The 15,143-nt window shown below is 70.8% G+C and carries 14 protein-coding genes and 1 riboswitch; of the genes, 4 read left to right on the top strand and 10 right to left on the bottom strand.

The window, feature by feature from the left end:
* The first annotated feature begins 444 nt into the window (after positions 1-444).
* From MFF04_RS02825 to MFF04_RS02815, 3 genes are all read left to right on the top strand, one after another.
* Complete coding sequence (locus MFF04_RS02825) at positions 445-1,563, top strand: MBL fold metallo-hydrolase (protein ID WP_238273948.1); 1,119 nt, start codon at positions 445-447, stop codon at positions 1,561-1,563.
* Complete coding sequence (locus tag MFF04_RS02820; RefSeq protein ID WP_238273947.1) at positions 1,556-2,161, top strand: SCO family protein; 606 nt, start codon at positions 1,556-1,558, stop codon at positions 2,159-2,161. The genes MFF04_RS02825 and MFF04_RS02820 overlap by 8 nt, the downstream gene beginning before the upstream one ends.
* Before the next feature lie 145 nt (positions 2,162-2,306).
* The gene (locus MFF04_RS02815; protein ID WP_238273946.1) at positions 2,307-2,501 is read left to right on the top strand and encodes a hypothetical protein; all 195 of its coding nucleotides are present in this window, start codon (positions 2,307-2,309) and stop codon (positions 2,499-2,501) included.
* Positions 2,502-2,539: 38 nt separating this feature from the next.
* Here MFF04_RS02815 and MFF04_RS02810 read toward each other — a convergent pair whose 3' ends face one another.
* The 10 genes from MFF04_RS02810 to MFF04_RS02765 form a co-directional block, all read right to left on the bottom strand.
* Complete coding sequence (locus MFF04_RS02810; protein ID WP_238273945.1) at positions 2,540-2,734, bottom strand: hypothetical protein; 195 nt, start codon at positions 2,732-2,734, stop codon at positions 2,540-2,542.
* Positions 2,731-3,897, bottom strand: coding sequence for a PepSY-associated TM helix domain-containing protein (locus MFF04_RS02805; protein WP_238273944.1), 1,167 nt, complete (start codon positions 3,895-3,897; stop codon positions 2,731-2,733). Before MFF04_RS02805 ends, MFF04_RS02810 begins: the two co-directional genes overlap by 4 nt.
* A gap of 52 nt (positions 3,898-3,949) precedes the next feature.
* A complete protein-coding gene (locus MFF04_RS02800; RefSeq protein ID WP_238273943.1) occupies positions 3,950-6,535 on the bottom strand; it encodes a TonB-dependent receptor in 2,586 nt (861 codons plus the stop codon).
* A gap of 130 nt (positions 6,536-6,665) precedes the next feature.
* Positions 6,666-7,610: a FecR family protein gene (locus tag MFF04_RS02795; protein ID WP_238273942.1), complete on the bottom strand. Its 945-nt coding sequence runs from the start codon at positions 7,608-7,610 to the stop codon at positions 6,666-6,668.
* A 94-nt stretch (positions 7,611-7,704) separates the two neighbouring features.
* The gene (locus MFF04_RS02790; RefSeq protein WP_238273941.1) at positions 7,705-8,214 is read right to left on the bottom strand and encodes an RNA polymerase sigma factor; all 510 of its coding nucleotides are present in this window, start codon (positions 8,212-8,214) and stop codon (positions 7,705-7,707) included.
* Between the two features lie 430 nt (positions 8,215-8,644).
* A complete protein-coding gene (locus MFF04_RS02785) occupies positions 8,645-9,394 on the bottom strand; it encodes an ABC transporter ATP-binding protein (RefSeq protein WP_238273940.1) in 750 nt (249 codons plus the stop codon).
* Positions 9,391-10,371 carry a FecCD family ABC transporter permease gene (locus MFF04_RS02780; RefSeq protein WP_238273939.1) on the bottom strand — a complete coding sequence of 327 codons (981 nt, stop codon included), beginning with the start codon at positions 10,369-10,371 and terminating at the stop codon, positions 9,391-9,393. Before MFF04_RS02780 ends, MFF04_RS02785 begins: the two co-directional genes overlap by 4 nt.
* A complete protein-coding gene (locus tag MFF04_RS02775; protein ID WP_238273938.1) occupies positions 10,368-11,258 on the bottom strand; it encodes an ABC transporter substrate-binding protein in 891 nt (296 codons plus the stop codon). The genes MFF04_RS02780 and MFF04_RS02775 overlap by 4 nt, the downstream gene beginning before the upstream one ends.
* A 1-nt stretch (position 11,259) precedes the next feature.
* A complete protein-coding gene (locus MFF04_RS02770) occupies positions 11,260-13,443 on the bottom strand; it encodes a TonB-dependent receptor (RefSeq protein ID WP_238273937.1) in 2,184 nt (727 codons plus the stop codon).
* A complete protein-coding gene (locus tag MFF04_RS02765; RefSeq protein WP_238273936.1) occupies positions 13,440-14,183 on the bottom strand; it encodes a class I SAM-dependent methyltransferase in 744 nt (247 codons plus the stop codon). The genes MFF04_RS02770 and MFF04_RS02765 overlap by 4 nt, the downstream gene beginning before the upstream one ends.
* A 152-nt stretch (positions 14,184-14,335) precedes the next feature.
* Positions 14,336-14,547: riboswitch (cobalamin riboswitch) on the bottom strand.
* A 164-nt stretch (positions 14,548-14,711) separates the two neighbouring features.
* Here MFF04_RS02765 and MFF04_RS02760 point away from each other — a divergent pair.
* Positions 14,712-14,885, top strand: a complete 174-nt coding sequence (locus MFF04_RS02760) for a hypothetical protein (RefSeq protein WP_238273935.1) — start codon at positions 14,712-14,714, stop codon at positions 14,883-14,885.
* Positions 14,886-15,143 lie beyond the last annotated feature (258 nt).

The raw sequence follows: 15,143 nt of genomic DNA, 5'->3' as shown, positions 1-15,143 counted from the left end.
AAGGGTTTGGGCGGGATGAAAAAGGGAATCCCCTCAGCTCCACCAGGTTTTCCTGGTGATTTCTTCGACGTTCGGTTCGGCGCAGAAAGCGTTGACTTTGCCGGGGCTTAGTCGAAGCCGCTGCCGTCTCGTCCTTATCGCGTTAGCTATATCCGTCGCTTAGCCGCGGCGTCGGACGGCTTGCGTCTCTGGTCCCGTGAGACCGCACAGAACAGCCCACGATGTGCGATCAGCGAGGCCTTCGCCCCTTCTCGGAGCGGACGTCGCGTACAGCGTGGTCGGCTTCTGAATCGCCGCGCCCTCGGAATTGAAACAGCAAGACCCTTCTCGCAGCGTGGCGGACGGGCGAACGGCCTTGTCGCGGGGGCGGCAAAGAAACGAGATCGTTCTCGGGAAACTCGGCTATATCTTCATTATACGGTATTCGAACGGAGACGCGTAGACATGATCGGCACCGTCGACAGGCGCGGCTTTCTGAAACTGTCCTCGGGTCTCGCCGCGGGGGCGCTCGCCGGGTTCTCCTGTGTAGAAATCGCCAGCGCCGCGCCGATCGAGGTGCCGACGGTCGACAGGCTCTCGCTCCGGGTGCTGATCGACTCGGCCCACGACCAGTTCCTGAAGCCCGCCACCGTCCAGGGCGTGCTCCACCAGCCACCGGGCAGCGGCCGGGGCGCCGACTACCGCAAGGTGCTGCACAACCAGTGGGGCCTCTCGCTCTTCGCCGAGACACGCCGGGCGGAGGAGGCGCGCACCATCCTGCTCGACTTCGGCTACAGCCCCGAGGCGCTCCTCAACAACATCGAGATCCTGAAGGTCGATCCGAGCAAGGTCGACGCGCTCGTCGTCAGCCACGGCCACCACGACCATTACGGCGGCCTCACCGGCTTCCTCGACCGCTACCGCGACGCGCTCGCGCCGGACCTGAAGCTCTATGCCGGGGGCGAGGATAATTTCTGCCACCGCCTCTCCCCGAGCGGCGTGCAGGGCCAGTTCACGGATTTCGGCCAGCTCGACCGGCGGGAGCTCGCCGCGCGGCGCATCACCACGGTGCTCTGCGAGACGCCGACGGTGGTCGCCGGCCACGCCTTCACCACGGGGCACATCAAGCGGTCCTCGATCGAGCGCATCCTGCCCAACACCTTCGTCGAGCGCGGCATCAAGGACGGTCTCGGCTGCGACGCGACCCACTACACGGCGGCCGAGCTCCAGGGAAAGATCGTGCCCGACGAGCACGTCCACGAGCATGCCACCTGCTTCAACATCAAGGACAAGGGGCTCGTGGTCATCAGCTCCTGCGGGCATGTCGGCATCGTGAACTCGGTGCGGCAGGCGCAAGCGGTGTCGGGCATCGAGCGGGTCCACGCCATCGTCGGCGGCTTCCATCTCGGGCCGGCACCGAAGGACTACCTCAAGGAGATCGTCGCCGAGATCGGCAAGCTGAAGCCCGACGTGGTGATCCCGATGCATTGCAGCGGCCTCAACTTCGCCCTGGAGGCGCAGGCGCAGCTGCCGGACAACGTCATCGTGCCGACGACGGGCAGCCGGCTCACCTTCGGTGCGTAGCCGGATCCGATTCGCCGTCGCTCTCGCGCTGCTCCTCGGCTCCCTGCCCGGCGCTTCGGCGGAGGGCAGCCGCCGCTCGGCCGCCGAGCTGATGGATGTTCTGATGTGGAACCGCGAGCCGGTGGGCGGCCCCTTCGCGCTCACCGACCACGACGGCCGCCTCCGGACGGAGACCGATTTCCGCGGCCGGCTCCTGATCGTCTATTTCGGCTACACCCACTGTCCGGACGTGTGTCCCACGGACCTCATGGAGATCGCCCGCGCCCTGACGATCCTGGGCTCGGAGGGCGAGGCGATCCAGCCGCTCTTCGTCACCCTCGATCCGGAGCGGGACACGCCGGAGCATCTCCGGGAGTACCTGCCGAACTTCCACCCGCGCCTGATCGGCCTGACGGGCGACCGCGCGGCGATGGAGCGGGCGGCGGACGCCTACCGGGTCTTCCATGAGCGGATCGCGCGCCCGGAGGGCGACACCATCGACCACTCGGCCTTCATCTACCTGATGGACCGGGCGGGCGGGTATCTCGGCTTCTTCCCGCCCGGCACCTCGGCCGAGCGGATGCTCACGATCATCAGGCCGCATCTCGCGATCCGCTGAGCGCCGTCCCCCGTCTTCCGCTACCCACGAGCGAGACGGCGATGCAGGGTTTCGATGCGCCCGACGGGGCCCCGCCGCGGGACGAGGTCGACGCGGTCCTGCCGGCCCGCGCCAGTTCGTGCCCGGCCTCCAGCACGTGCTCGTCATGGACGCCAACGTCATTGCCGGGCCGCTCATCATCGCCGGGGCGTTGAATTCGCCGTGGGACCAGATCGCCTTCCTCATCGACGCCGACCTCTTCGCCCGCGGCATCGCCACGCCGATCCAGACGATCGGCCTCGGGCCCTTCGGCATCCGGCTCTCCCTGACTCGCCACCGCGATCGACCGGATCAGGTTTGACGACGGAGCGTCACCGGCAGCGGCAACCACGACCTCGTCTACGGCTTCCCGCGTGGCGCCGACCGCAGCCCCAGCGTCACCGCGTAGGCCAGAGCTCCCAAGAGGACGAGCGCGGCAAGACCATCCCAGACCCCTTCGGCAACCAGCGCGCCGATCAGGCTGACCAGAGCGGCCGCGTTGATCGTGACCGGCGCCGTCCAGATGCGGCGTGCGTCTCCGTTGCGGCCGCTCATTCCGCCGGCTCCGCCGCCGCGCGCGAGCCCTTCGGACCAAGGGCGAGGCGCGGCACCGACGAACGCTTGCGGACGACCCAGAGATAGAGGCCGCTGCCGAGCACGACGATCGTCGCCACGTCGAGAAGGGCCCACACGATCTTCAGCGGCATCCCGCCATAGTCGCCGAAGTGGAGCGGCTGAGAGAGGAACAGGGCCTGCACGTACCAGGGCATGGCGCGCATGTCCGTGAGCGTGCCCGTGCCGGCGTCGACGAGCGCAGGCTTGAGGAGCCGCGAGGTCAGGGGTGTGTTGCCGGCCATGAACACCGCGTAATGGTTGCCGCTCGAGAACGCCGTGCCGGGGAAGGCGACGAGCTGCACCCGCATGTCCGGCGCCGCCGCCTGCGCTGTCGCAACCGCGATGTCGAGGGAGACCAGCGTCTCGGGCCGGGGCACGTCGCGATAGGGGGCGGTCATCTCGGCCAGCTGGCCGAACTGCCAGAGCTTGAGCATGAGATCGGCCCAGGTATTGATGGTGCCCGTGGCACCGACGATCAGGGCCCAGACGATCGTCGCGGCGCCGATCAGGTTGTGCCAGTCCAGCCATCTGATCCGCCTGCTGCGCGTCCGTCGCACGGTGCCGAAGTCGAGCTTCTTCATGAACGGCCCGTAGAGAACGACGCCGGAGATCACCGCGACGACGAAGAGCAGCCCCATCACGCCGAGGAACAGCTTGCCGCCGAGGCCCAGGAACATGTCGGCGTGAAGCTTCAGCAGGAAGCCCATGGGACCGGCCCCCGGCGCCGTCTCGATCAGCGCGGCGCCCGTCCTGCGGTCGAGACCGACGAAGCTGTCGCCGGGCACCTTTCGCAGGTCGGAGGCCAGCCCGATCAGGACGGTGTCGGGCTCGTCCTTCTCGAAGAAGGCGAACTGCACGACCTGCCCCGGCTTCCGAGCCTTGGCCGCCTCCACCAGACGGTCGAGCGGCAGGAACGGCGTGCCGGCCGGCATCTCGGGCACCGCCGGCTCGTAGCCGAGCAGGTGGTCGATCTCGTGGTGGAAGATCAGCGGCAGGCCGGTCAGGCAGAGCATCAGCAGGAACACCATGCTGATCAGGCTCGTCCAGGTATGCACCGCGGACCAGATCCGGAAGGCGCGCAGCCGTGGGGCCTCGGCCGTCATGGACATCACTCCGTCGCTTCGGCGGCCCTGTCGAGGGGCGGGGACACCCGGCTCAGAAATCGAGCTGCGCCGAGAGTTGATAGGTCCGCGGCGTTCCGAGCGACAGGAGCCCGGAATAGGCCGTCGAGTTCCAGTACCGCGCGTTGAGGAGGTTCACGACGTTGGCGCGCAGCGTCACGGGCTTCCCCCACGAGCCGAGGAACGTGTAGCGCAGCCCGGCATCGACGCGCGTCCAGTCCGGGATGGATTGCGTGTTGGCCTGATCGTAGAACTGCTTGGCGGTATAGATGACCCGCCCCGTCGCCGTCAGCCCCGGAAGCAGCCACGGCGGCAGATCGTACTCGCCGTAGAGGTTCAGCTGCACGTCGGGCACGCCCGGCGCGACGTTCCCGTCGTACGCGTTCGGGTTGGCGGCCGTCGCGACCGTCCTCACGAGCCGCCCGTCCAGGAAGGTGACGCCGCCGAGCAGGCGGAAGCCCGGTGCGGGCTCGCCGAACACGTTGAGCTCGATGCCGCGATTGCGCTGGAGGCCGTCGTTGCTGAAGGCTAGCGTCACCGGGTTCAGCACGCCGTTGGGCCGGCTGATCTCGAAAAAGGAGAGGCTCGTGCCCACGGGCCCGAAATCGTACTTGAGGCCGACCTCCTTCTGATCGCCGACGATGGGCGAGAGCGCCGCGCTGAAGGGGACCGGCGAGGTCGGCGGCGCGATCAGCGCCTCGACGTAGTTGCCGTAGAGGGACAGACGCTCCGTCGGCTTGACCAGGAACGCGACGGCCGGTGACACGTGGGACTTGTCGTAGCTCGAGGTCGGCAACCCGAAATTCGGGCTGCCCGGCGTGTAATCGAGGTACTTTCCATTGAATTGCTGGACGCGGCCGCCGACCGTCAGCTGCACGCGATCGTCGAGGGACGAGATCGTATCGGCGAAGGCGATGCTGCGATTCACCTGCGAGGAGTAGCGGGCGTCCCCGATGTTGATGTCCGTGAAGCCCGGCGCCGGCACGACCGCGGGGTTGTAGAGGTTCGAGAGGCCGGGGCTCGGGAGGAACTGGACTGCGACCGGGAAGGTCTGGGTCGTCCAGTACCCGGTCGCCGCGAGCGAGACGGTATGCCGGACCGGTCCGGTGTCGAAGGTCGAGCGTACGCCCGTCTCGGCCGTGTAGCTCAAGGTATCGAACCGCTGCCGGACGAAGGTGTTGGAGAACGTTCCGTCCGGCGCGACGAGATACTTGAAGTCCGTATAGGCGTCGCCGTGGTAGGCGTTGGCTCCGAAGGCCGCGTAGACGGTGGTGTTGTCGGTCAGGTCGTACTCGAGGCGGGTGGCGCCGAGCAGCGAATGGTCCCGCGTGAACTGCCCGCGCTGCTCGAGGTTGGTCGACAGCTTCGGCGCCCGCGGGATGTCGACGCCGGGGAAGACGAGCAGGAAGCCCCGGTTCCGGCTGTAGTCGAGATCCTGGTAGGCGAGGTCGGCCGACATTCGGAAGCGGCTGCCGCGATAGTCGACGGCCAGGGAGCCGAAGCCGAGCTGAAGCCGCTCCTTGTCGATGGCCGTCTCGCCCTTCTGGAAGACGCCGTTGGCGCGGATGCCCCACTCCTTCTGCTCGCCGAAGCGGCGGCCGACATCGACGGCGGTGCCGAACTGTCCGTGCGAGATGAAGAACGGCGTGATCCGCGTCAGCGGCTCGTCGTAGGCGCGCTTGGGGATGATGTTGATGCTGCCGCCGACATTCCCGTTCGGCGAGGCGCCGTTGATCACGGTGCTCGGGCCCTTGAGCACCTCCACCCGCTCGGCGTTGAATACGAAGGGCCGCCGGTAGTCGACGATCCCGAACAGGCCGTCGAAGCCGACATCGGCCGAAAGGACGGGAAAGCCGCGGATGAAGAATCCGCTGCCGTAGGCGTCGCTCAACGTGCCGAGAGGCCGCACCGACGGATCGTTCTCGACGACGTCGATCAGGCTCTGCGCCTGCTGGTCGCGGATCAGCTTCTCGGTGTAGCCGGCGACGTTGAACGGCGTCGAGAACACGTCTCGGTTGCCGAGCACGCCGAGCCGGGCGCCGGAGCCGACCTGGCCGCCGGCGTAGGGCACCGGGGGCTGGCCGACCGTCCCGGTCCGGGGCGGCAATCCGGCGGCGGCCTCGCGCCGGCCCTCGACGGACAGCTCGTCGAGCAGAACGCCGCTCGGAGCGGCCGTGGACGCGCCGAGCTGGACGTAGCGCGGATTGACCAGTGTGATCGTGGACGCCCCGGCCGCCCGGTAGACCAGCCCGGTGCCTTCGAGCACCCTGGCGAGCGCCTCCAGCGGCAGATACGCGCCCTCCGCCCCCGGCGTAACCAGGTTCTCGGTCAGCGTGGTGTTGTAGGCGAGCTTGAGCTGCATCTGCCGGGCGAGGGCCGTCAGCGCCGGCTCGAGCGGCCCGGGCGGGATCGAGATACGCGACCGCGCCGCGCCGGCGTCGAGGATGGGGGAGGCGGCGCCGGCCGAGATCGGCACGATGCTGATCCTCTCGGCGACGGGAGGCGGCAGGCGGCCGCCCTCGCGGGCCGAGCCGGCACCGCTCATCGCAGCCATCGAGACGCCCGCGAGAGCGGCGAGCTTGAACCGCCTGACCAGATTCGTCGGATCCTGCACCGTCATCGTCAGCCCCGGTCGCTTCCTGCGAAGGGACGATGGCGCTTCGGCTCTGCCGTCCCTGCGAAGGTAGACCGGCGAGCCTGGAAACTCCTGACCTCCGGAACGCAGATTCTTTCGAGGACCGGCGAGAGGATCAAGAACCCGGCCGGACCAGCACCAGCAGCGGCGTGACGCGGGTGATGCGCACGTCCATCGTCGTCGCCAGGACCGCGAGGGCCTCGTCGGTATCGCGCGGATCGAGCGTGCCGCTGAAGCGCCTGGTGCCGACCGTGGGGTCGAGGGACACGATGCGTCCGCGCCGATAGCGCTCGAGCTCGGCGAGAACCACCGAGAGGGGCTGGCCGGAGAAGACGAGCCGGCCCTCGCGCCAGGCCATCATCCGGGCGACGTCGCTCCGCTCGGTCGTGACGCGGCTGGCCTGCTCCCGCACCAGGGTTTCGCCGGCCCGGAGCCCGGCCCGGCCTCCGGGCGTCGTGACCTCGACCTGTCCCTCGGCGACGCCAACCGGCGTCGCGACGCCGTCGACGCGCACGAAGAAGCGCGTGCCGACGGCCCGGACGCTGAGGCCCTTCCCGCGCACGACGAAAGGCCGCCGGCTGTCCGGCACGACCTCGAAGGCCGCCTCGCCGCGGAGAAGCTCGATCCCGCGCTCCGCGGCCGTGTAATGCAGCGCCAGGGCCGTATCCGTGTTCAGATCGACCCGGCTGCCATCCGCCAGCGTCTCGGCCCGGAACCCGCCGACATCCGTCCACGCATCGGCCCTGAGCCGATCGAACAGTCCGATGTGGTGGCCGAGCGCCCCGGCGAGCCCGAGCGCGGCCGCGACGGCCAGCCCCGCCGGCTTGCCGCGCCGGCGCCGGCGCGGATCGGGCACCCGACCCATCGTCCGGCGCCACTGGTCCATCTCGGCATAGGCTTCGGCATGCGCCGGATCGGCTGCGCGCCAGGCCTCGAACGCCTTTCGGTCGGCGGCGGTCGCATCGGGGGAGGAGAGGCGCGCCACCCAGAGCGCGGCCTGCTCGTAGACCGGGTCGCCTTCGGCGTCGTCGGAGGCCTCGGGAGGGATGCTCTGGCTCATGCCGCTCGATCGGTTGTCGGAACCGGGCCGCGAGGCTCTCGGCTCCGCTCATCCTTAGAGACCGGCGGAGGGGCGGAGTCCTGACGTCCGGCCTCTAGAAAAAGTCGCGGCAGGAGAGGCGGGTGCGCAGGAGCGCCTTCATCAGGTGCTTCTCGACCATGTTCCGGCAGATGCCGAGCCGGGCGGCGATCTCGCCGTTGGCGAGGCCGTCGAAGGCGCTGAGCAGGAAGACCTCCCGGCAGCGGGGCGGCAGCTCGTCGATGGCGGCCGCGATCAGGCGGAGCTGCTGGCGGGCGATCACCTGCTGCTCGATGCGCGACTGATCGTCGGCGATGTCGCCGAGGGGGAGGCTCGTCGCGGACCGGAAGAGGTCCGCCTCAAACCGGCGGCGCTTGCCCAAGGTGTTGGCGACGTTGCGCGCGACGAAGAACAGGAACACGCGCGGATGTTCGATCTCGGTCCGCTCGATAGCCTTGAGCAGGCGCAGGTAGGTTTCCTGACGGGCGTCGGCCGCATCGGCCGGGTTGCCGAGCAGACGCTGCAGGAAGCGCTGGAGCGCCAAGCCCTCGCTTCGATGCAGGGCATCGATCAAACTCACCTCCATGACACCAGCCCTCGCCGCCACGGATTTTGGCACGCCGGCCGCCCCGCACGAACGCCGAGCAATCGGATTCCAGCAGAATAGGCAAGCCTTCCAGTAGTTTATACATGCTCCAAGGTATTCGGCGAGGCGCTCAATAAATCGTTGTTTCGGGGGCATAAACGCGACCGGCCTGGAGCTGGCCACCGTGTCCGGCAAAGCGTCGGACCGGAGGCAAATCCATCGATCTGTGGCGGCACGACCACACGGCGGATCGGACATTCGTGCGCACAGGCCCTGCGGCGAGTCTTCACGACAGCGACGGCAGCCGTTCGGTATCGTGCCGACGACCTCTCGCCATCCGAGGTTCTTGCCTGGCACTTGGCACACTCGTGGAACGTCGAGGCGATAGCGGGAAAGTCGCCGCGAGCGGATCGGAGATCCGGGCCGCTCCTCAAGGGGAAGATACCGCGAGGAGGGCGTCGGCCTCGGAGTCGATGGGCGTGCGCGCGAAGCGCACGCCGAAGATCCGGTCGATCTCGGGAGAGCCGGCCAGAGCCGGAGCCGGGCCGTCGAGGATCACGCGGCCGCCGTCCATCAAAACAAGGCGGTCGCAATCGCGCACGGCCTGCTCGATGTCGTGGAGGACGACGACCGCGACATGCTCCCGCGCGTAGGCCCGCAGGCGGCGCATCAGGTCGAGGCGGCGGCCGATGTCGAGGCTGGCGCCGGGCTCGTCGGCGAGCAGCACGGCAGGCTCCGCGACGAGGGTCGCTGCAAGCAGGGTGCGGGCCCGCTCGCCGCCGGAGACGCCCGACCAGGGCCGGTCGGCCAGCGCCGTCAGATCGTGCGCGCGCAGGACGGCGGGGATGCGCGCCCCGGCGCCGGAGGCCCGGCTCGCGCCCAGCGCGACGACCTCCCGGACCGTGTAGTCCCAGGCCAGCTGGAAGCTCTGCGGCAGGTAGCCGATGCGGCGGCCGCGCTCGGAAACCGGCAGCGTGGCGAGCGCGGTCCCGTCGAGGGCGACGGTCCCGGCATCCGGTCTCGCGAGGCCGGCGAGGCAGCGCAGGAGCGTGGTCTTCCCGGCGCCGTTCGGGCCGATCAGCCCGACGAGGGCGCCGGGCTCGAGCCTCAGCGAGACGCCGTCGAGGAGGCGCCGCTCCCCGGCCGTCACGACGAGACCTTCGGCGGCCAGGTGACTCATGACCGCAGCCTCCGGCGCAGGAGGACGAGGAAGAAGGGCCCGCCGGCCGCGGCCGTGATCAGGCCGAGAGGGATCTCCGCCGGGGGCAGCATGGCGCGGGCGAGGCCGTCGCAGACGATCACGAGGATCGCGCCGATGGCCGCTGAGAGCGGCAGGACGGCGCGATGGCGCGGCCCCGACGACCAGCGGGCGACGTGCGGCGCGATCAGCCCGACGAAGGCGACGAGGCCGCCATAGGCCACGGCGAGCGCCACCACGGCGGCGCCGACGAGGATGGCCCGGCGGACGAAGCGGTCGGCGTCGAGGCCGAAGGCCCGCGCCTGGTCGTCGCCGAGCCCGAGCAGGTCGAGGCCGCGGGCGAGCGGCAGGCTCGCGGCCAGCGCCGCGGCCGCGAGCCCGGCGAGAAGCGCGAGGCCGGTCCAGGTCGGCGTCTGGATGCCGCCCAGCGTCCAGCTCAGCACGACCTGAAGGCTCACGGTCTCGTCGGACAGGGCGAGCATCAGGAGGGAGCGGACGGCGCCGAGCATCGCCGCCACCGCGACGCCGGCGAGCAGCAGACCCGCCGCGTCGGCAGCGCCGGAGCCGCGCGCCACGGCGAGCACGAGGAGCGTCGCGCCCCAGGCCCCGGCGAAGGAGAGGCCGCCGAGCGCCAGCGCCGAAGGCATCCCGAGAGGGACGAGGAGCGCGAGCGTCGCCCCGATCGCCGCCCCGCCCGCCGACCCGAGGAGGTAGGGCTCGGCCAGCGGGTTGCGGAACACGCCCTGGAAGATCGCGCCGCCGAGCCCGAGCATCGCGCCGACGAGGCCGGCGGCGAGCACCCGGGGCAGGCGCCACTCGAGGAGGAGCCTCGAGCGCAGGTCGTCGGCGCCGCCAAGGGCACGGGCGAGGGCGGCCGGGCCGGCCCAGTCGTGGCCGGCGGCGATGCCGAAGACGAGGGCGATAGCGAGCAGCGGAGCCAGGCGCAGGGCGAACCTCACGGCGCGGCCCCGGTCGGCGGATGCAGCAGATTAGCGAGGCGCTCGATGCCGTCGACCGTGCGAGGGCCCGGGATCAGGAACTCGGCGCGGAGCACGGTGTGGGCGCGGCCCTCGCGCACCGCGCGCATCTCGCGGAAGCCCGGCCGTGCGGCGAGGTCCCGCAATTCGTCCTCCCGGCCGGCGAGGAGCAGCACGTCGGGATCGGCGGCGAGCACCGCCTCCGGCGAGACCTGGGCGAGCCCGGCGCGGCCGGGCAGCGCCGGGCAGGCGCCCGCTCGCCGCAGGGCGTCCATGGTGTAGGTCGCAGGCCGTGCGGCGAGGAGCAGCCCGTTGCCGAGACGTCCGGTGATCAGCAGCACCCGCGGGCAGGGCCGGCCCTCGATGCGGGCGGCGACCGTCGCGAGCCGGGCGGCGAGGGCATCGGCGAGCGCCCGGCCGCGCTCCGTCTCGCCCGAGGCCTTCCCGACGAGGCGGATGTTGTCGAGGACCTCGGCGAGGCTGCGGCTCGTCAGCACCAGGACCGGCACGCCGAGCCGCTCCATCGCCGCGAGGAGCTGATGGGCCGCCTGACGGGCCGGGGTCACGAGCACGAGGTCGGGCGCCTGAGCGACCACGGCGTCGACGGAGAAGCCGAGGCGGCCGCCGACGACGGGCTTGCCCGCGGCCTCCGGCGGGTAGCGGGTGAAGGCGTCGATCCCGACGATGCGCTCGCTCAGCCCGAGGGCCGCCACGAGCTCGGTGTTCGAGGAGAAGATTGTCACGATGCGCTTCGGCGGCGCCTCGAGCGTCACGGCGCGGCCGAGCGCGTCCGTCAGCCGGATCGGCTCGGCCGCGGCAGGCGCCGCGGCCGTGAGGACGGCGAGCCCCGCGGCCGCGGCGCGCCGCACCCTAGAACCGGGCCTGGAGGCCGACCTGCACGTCGCGTCCCGGCGCGGAGGTGCCGCCGCCGCCGTTGTAGAAGCGCAGGTCGGCCAGCGTCGGCTGCTGGCCGGCGATGGCGATGAAGAGCGGGTGATAGTTCACGTCGAAGAGGTTGCGCACCTGGGCGAAGAGCCTCACGCCGGGCCTCACCTCGACCTCGCCGCGGATGTTGACGAGAAAGTACGGGTCCTTGCGCCAGATGTACTCGCGGTAGGGCTCGGCCGCCGGCACGAGGAGGTTCTCCTCGGTGTTGTACCAGACCGGCCCGTTGAGCACGCCCTGCACCTGGAGCGTCCAGGGATAGGGCCCATCGGCCTGCCCGAAGCGGGTGCCGAGCGCGAGCTGGTACTGGTAGACCCTCTCGACGCGCCGCGTGTTGGCGGTGGCGACGCTCACCGCGCCCTCGTCCTTCATGTCGAAGTTGTAGTTGCCGTTGGCGGTGGCCCGCCAGCGCCAGGCCCCGGCCTCCCACCCAAGAAGGTGCAGCATGTCGGTCTCGTACTGGACCTCCATGCCCCGGATGACGACGTCGCCGGGGTTGTTGACGTAGTCCGAGGTGTTGGCGTTCGGCCCCCGCGAGCGGGTGATGATGCGGTCCGAGATGACGTTCTGGAACAGGGCGAGGTCGAGGCGGGAGACGCCGCTCGTCAGCGTCGTGCCGATCTCGACCTGCTCGCTGGTCTCGGGTCGGATGTTGGGGTTGCCGAAGATGCGCCCGCCGCCGAGCGTGTTGAAGTCCGCCGCGATCTCGGAAGCCGTCGGCGCCCGGAAGCCGGATGAGGCGCCGGCCCGGAAGGCGAGCCAGTCGGTCGCCTTGTAGGTCGCGCCGACGGAGTAGGTCGTCGCCTCGTAGGGGCGCGAGCCCGTCACCTGCGCCGTGAGGTAGGGCGTCGGGTCGAAGCTCGTGGTGCCGTAGGTCTGGCGGACGCCGGCGCGGAGCGTCACGCGGTCGTCGAAGAGGCGCTGCGTGTCCTCGATGTAGAGGGCGTGGAACTGGTCCGTCTGGTTGTTGTCCTGGGGCGAGACCTGCGCCAGCGTGTTGCCGGGCACGCCCGCGCGGAAGCGGTCGGAGCGCAGGCGGCTCGTCTCCCAGTCCCAGCCGAGCAGCAGGTCGTTGCCCTCGAAGAGGCTGACCCGCGGCTGGAAGCGCGTGCCGAGGATGTCGAGGTCGCGCGTGTTGAAGTCGGCCCGCGTGCCCGCGACCGGCAGGCCCGTGCCCCCGCGCTGGACGGGGGAGGCCCACTTGAAGCGGTCCTCGTCGTTGACGCTGTAGAACTGCGCGAACAGCCCCAGGCGCCCGTCCTCCGTGCGGCCGGTGTAGCTCGCGTCGAAGGAGCCGTTGGTGCGCTCATCCTTGCTGTAGAGATTGCCGCCGGAGCCGCGGAAGCCGACGCCGTAGATGCCGTCGGTGCGCATCGAGAAGTCGAGCCGCTGGTTCGGGTCGATCTGGAGCCCCAGGCCGGCGGTGATGCCCATCCGGTTCCACTGGGTGTTGGCCATGCGGTCGCCGGAGCCGGCGAAGTAATCGTCGCGCTTGGCGCCCGAGACGCCGAGATAGTAGTCGAACGGGCCGACCACGCCCCCCGTCTGCGCCCGGCCCTGCGCGAGGCCCCAGACGCCGCCGATGCCCTCGACGAGGGTGCCTGGCGCGGTGCGGCCGTTCTTGAGGATGATGTTGATGACGCCGCCGATGTTCTGGCTGCCGTAGATCACGGAAGAAGGCCCGCGCACGATCTCGATGCGCTCGACGTCGGCGATCGATAGCTTCGAGAGGTTGGCGGTGCCGGCGCGGCGGCCGTTCATGAGCACGAGGACCTGGCTCTTGAAGTCCTTGCCCTGCCCGTCGGTGGCCCCGCCGCGGATGTTGATCGAGGTCTGCCCCGGCGTCCACTCGGAGAAGAAGCCCACCGCGTTCTCGGCGAGCAGGTCGGTGACCGACTTGGCGGTCGAGGTCTCGATCATGGTCCGGTCGATGATCTGGACCGTGCCTGCGATCTCGGAGCGGGGCTCCGGGCGGCCGGTGGCGGTGACGACGAGCTGGTCGAGCGTCACCTCCGGTCGGACCTGCGGGCCGTCCTGCGCCGTAGCGACGGCCGGGAGCGCGCTGCCGCAGGCGAGGGTGAGCGCGAGGGAGAGGCGGCGGGGGATCACGAGTCTTTTCTCCAGACGAGGATGGCCGAGGCACGGGAGACGCTGAGGCGGTGGCCGCCGGGGACCGGAAGCGCCTGCGCGGCGAGATGAAGGACGAGCTCGGGGCGGCGCGGGTCGCCCTCGGCCCAGCCGAGCCTGTCGGCGAGATGGGCGGCCATGCGCGGCAGGTCGGGAACGTCGAGGCGGAAGGTCCAGTCGCTGCGCACGAGGATGGCGGGCCGGTCGCCCGGCGGCAGACGGCGGAGGACGATGTCGACGCCCGGGGTCTCGTCCTCCCCGTGCCACTCTCGCGGCAGGCAGCCGGCGAGGCAGAGGCCGCGCGGGCCGCGCTGGGCCGGCACCACCCAGACGACGGTCCGGCGCGCCCAGCGCCGGCAGCGGGCGAGGAAGGCTGCGGTGTCGGTCAGGGGCGCCGGCATGTTCGCGGCGAGCACCGTGTCCGCGCAAGACGCCGGGAGGTCGGCGTCCTGCCATCCGGCATTCACCAGGGCCGGCGGCGGGACCAGCGCGCCGAGACGCCGCCGCATGCTCGGTGAAGGCTCGACCGCCGTCCAGGCCGCGATCCGGTCGCGCATCGCGGACCCGAGCTGGCCGCCGCCGGCCCCGACATCGAGCAGCGTCCCGACACGAGGCACCGCCGCCCGCAGCAGCGGCATCAGCTGCTCCACGTAGTCGGAGGTGTCGATGCCGCCGGCGTAGAGCTCCAGCGGGTCGACGGCGCCGTCGCCGCAGCGGGCCATCCCTTGCGGCGCCGCCGACGCGGCGGGTGATGTTTGCGGTATCATCGGTCCTTCCCCGAACCATGGACGGGGAGGCCGATCCGGACGCAGGCGACAGAGCGACCACGACGGGGCCGCGCACGCATGCGACCCGTCAGGACACCCCGCCCGCGAGACACGTTCCGGTCAGGGCAGGTCTCCTGGCTCGCGGGTCGTCACCCTCCGTCTGGTCTTCCCGGTGATCGCTCACCAGTGACGCTGATCGACGGAGGACTCGCCGCTGACAGTTGCGGGGGCAGCTCCGGTCTTGGCCCATCGGACCGCACCGGATTCCCTCTTAGCTCGCCGCCCGGCGGCAGCGAGAACCTTGACCGCTCCCTGCCTCGTGGCTGCGAGCCATCGTGTCAATCACGAAAGCTTGAGATGGGTGTGTGCCGGCCTCCGACGCGCTGTCGCGTGTATCCCTGGCGACACGGCCGATCGTGCCGGGCGGGCTATCCTTCCGTCGCCGTCATGGGCTCGTCGATAGGCGGGCGGACGTCGAAGCCGATGGCGGCGAGGTCGGACGGCGATGCCGGGCGGAGCCGCCGGCTCGTGAACCTGACGCTGCCGGGGCAGATCTTCCTGCAGGAGGCGCGCAAGACCCTGGCGCAGGCGGAGACGGCGCCCGCCGCCGCTCGCCGGGCGGGGCGCGGCGAGACCGGCGGCATTTCGATCGGCTAGGTCGCCTCCGCCGCCTATGCGGGGGTGCTGGAGGCCTCACGCGCCGCAGCGGACCCTCGGCGACCGCATCGCCGGCCCGGACGGTCCCAGCGGCCGGGCTACGATGTGCTCCATCCCGGCGTCCGCCCGATCATCGGCTCAGGCGCGTTCCGATCTGGTCGCGGGCGGGGCGCGTCCCTCGGTCGCGCCGGGCGCAGCGCTCAGGCGACGACGTGCCATCCGAGTTCGATGGCCGGCAGCAGATAGGCCTTGGCCTCG

The sequence above is a fragment of the Methylobacterium jeotgali genome (genome assembly GCF_022179345.1).
Taxonomy (GTDB): Bacteria; Pseudomonadota; Alphaproteobacteria; order Rhizobiales; family Beijerinckiaceae; genus Methylobacterium; species Methylobacterium jeotgali.
The sequence above is the reverse complement of the archived record's forward strand: the minus strand, read 5'-3'. Positions and strand labels throughout refer to the sequence as shown.

Bases quoted from the DNA above. Each gene is read 5' to 3' on its own strand.
- MFF04_RS02825 (WP_238273948.1), top strand. From the start codon at position 445: ATGATCGGCACCGTCGACAGGCGCGGCTTTCTGAAACTGTCCTCGGGT.
- MFF04_RS02815 (WP_238273946.1), top strand. From the start codon at position 2,307: ATGGACGCCAACGTCATTGCCGGGCCGCTCATCATCGCCGGGGCGTTG.
- MFF04_RS02810 (WP_238273945.1), bottom strand. From the start codon at position 2,734: ATGAGCGGCCGCAACGGAGACGCACGCCGCATCTGGACGGCGCCGGTC.
- MFF04_RS02805 (WP_238273944.1), bottom strand. From the start codon at position 3,897: ATGACGGCCGAGGCCCCACGGCTGCGCGCCTTCCGGATCTGGTCCGCG.
- MFF04_RS02800 (WP_238273943.1), bottom strand. From the start codon at position 6,535: ATGACGGTGCAGGATCCGACGAATCTGGTCAGGCGGTTCAAGCTCGCC.
- MFF04_RS02795 (WP_238273942.1), bottom strand. From the start codon at position 7,610: ATGAGCCAGAGCATCCCTCCCGAGGCCTCCGACGACGCCGAAGGCGAC.
- MFF04_RS02790 (WP_238273941.1), bottom strand. From the start codon at position 8,214: ATGGAGGTGAGTTTGATCGATGCCCTGCATCGAAGCGAGGGCTTGGCG.
- MFF04_RS02785 (WP_238273940.1), bottom strand. From the start codon at position 9,394: ATGAGTCACCTGGCCGCCGAAGGTCTCGTCGTGACGGCCGGGGAGCGG.
- MFF04_RS02765 (WP_238273936.1), bottom strand. From the start codon at position 14,183: ATGGCCCGCTGCGGCGACGGCGCCGTCGACCCGCTGGAGCTCTACGCC.
- MFF04_RS02760 (WP_238273935.1), top strand. From the start codon at position 14,712: ATGGCGGCGAGGTCGGACGGCGATGCCGGGCGGAGCCGCCGGCTCGTG.